The sequence below is a fragment of the Acinetobacter stercoris genome, assembly GCF_900323515.1.
Classification (GTDB): domain Bacteria; phylum Pseudomonadota; class Gammaproteobacteria; order Pseudomonadales; family Moraxellaceae; genus Acinetobacter; species Acinetobacter stercoris.
In genome coordinates, this window is the sequence record NZ_OOGT01000353.1 from 1 (window position 1) to 1,897 (window position 1,897).

General features: G+C 34.0%; 1 protein-coding gene and 1 pseudogene. One reads left to right on the forward strand and one right to left on the reverse strand.

What is annotated here, in order from left to right; all coding sequences use genetic code 11:
- Nucleotides 1–275: 275 nt before the first annotated feature.
- Nucleotides 276–1,630 (reverse strand): annotated as a pseudogene (locus KPC_RS19425) (M23 family metallopeptidase); the annotation flags it as partial.
- Between the two features lie 12 nt (nt 1,631–1,642).
- Here KPC_RS19425 and KPC_RS19430 point away from each other — a divergent pair.
- Nucleotides 1,643–1,897, forward strand: a 255-nt coding sequence (locus KPC_RS19430) for a transposase (protein ID WP_171334563.1), incomplete at its 3' end; no start/stop codon positions are given.

The following is a 1,897-nucleotide window of genomic DNA, read 5'->3' on the forward strand; positions in this document are numbered from 1 at the left end:
ATATAACCAATATAAAATAAAATATATGCTAAACTTTTTAAAATTTTCATGAATTATTTCCTCAAGAGTGTTTTCACCAATATAACGCAACCAATTGATTATAATAAATATTACTTAATCAAAAATATATTTATACAATAGAGTTCTTTCATAAGTCACTTTTGGATTAGGATAAAACCTTATTTTATAAGCTAAAGGCTACATATATGATCTAAGGCCTAGAGTTCTCTAGTGGATTAAAAAGCAAACTATCATGAAAGAACTCTAATAAAAATCTAATAAGCCAGCTTTACTGATAAAAAAGGTATAGGATCAATTCTTCCACTCAATCCCAATCCTAAACGAGCCTCACTACGAGCTTCAAAATGGAGATGAGCACCATTTGCTATTGTTGTCATAGTGTTAGCATTACCTGTACTTCCCGTCGCCCCTAACGCATCCCCTACTTTAACAGGGTCATTTTTAGATACACTAATGTTAGATAAATGCGCATAAAAGAAAAAAATAAATTTTTTCTCTCCCAATTTACTCTTAGCATTTTTTTGCTGTGGTTCTGGTAAATCATCAATATTAACTTTAATTACGACAACATTACCATACGCACCATTAGTATTCTCTGCTACAACGACAATACCGCTACAAACTGCATAAATTGTTGTTCCTGGATTCGCTTGTAAATCTACTCCTTGATGATTTGTTTTTCCGTTGTTTCTTACTTTTCCAAAAGTTGCACCTTTTGCACTGGCTAATCCTGCTGTCCTTAATTTACAAATTGCTAAAGGATCATGCCAACTATCATCACCTCCAACTCTTATATCTTCTATTGTTGCAGTAGTATTGCTCTGATTATTTTTTGAAGAATCCTGTTCCTTTAAAAGTTTCGGTTGTGGCTCAGAAATAGAAGTACCATTTAATAATTTTATAGTTTCATCTAAACTTATATTTACTTGATTCGTTTTCTGATTATCTACCACAAAATCAAAGATATTTATATGACCATCAATATAATTTCTTAACCATGCCCCATATGCTGCTTTAGCATCATTATTAAATCTTTTTAAATAATCAGTTGATTTTTTTTATCTTGAATCTGAGAGAATAATAAAGCTTTAGCTCTTTCTTGGCTAAATGAATTTTGGACAAATTGTCTACCACCACCAGCTCCTTCATGATGAAGTAAATACGCAAGCTTAGCCATTGAACTTGGCTCTGTAAGATTTTGATAAGGTAATTTTGAAATTTTAAAATTATACACAGCATATGCTGCAGCCGCATCTATAGCCAATTCAGCATTAAATCTGAGATTCAACTTGGCATCTAAGGATAATTTAGGATTCTTACTCACATACTGACCAACTAGTGAAGATTGATTAGCACACATTTCTAACCATGTATTAGGTAAAAACTGTGTCAATCCACCAGCTTTAGATCCCTGATTATAACTTTTTTCATCCCATTCTCCTCCTTTCTTTTTTGCAGCCTCTGCATTTATAAATGCTGCTAAAGCATGCGGTGCAAAACCATGCTTTTTTGCTGTACCAATAATATATGCACGATACTTATTATTCACTGGATTTAGCAGAAAATTATCTTCTGTAAATGGCTTTGTTGCATAAAAGGAATTCATCCCCATACAGTTTAGATGAATACAGAATCAAAAAGCCGCTACAAAACAACCAACTGGGCTGAGTACAATCAGGCTTTACGCCAACGGGGTGCTTTCACTATTTGGTTTGATCCCCAAATGCAATGGTATGCAATGCCTACAGGCAAAAAAGGATGTCAACCGACCTACTCTGATACTGCCATTCAGTTTGCCCTGACAATACGCAACCTGTTCCAACTGGCTTTACGTCAAACACAGGGTTTTATTCAAAGCCTCTTTCAACTCGCTCAC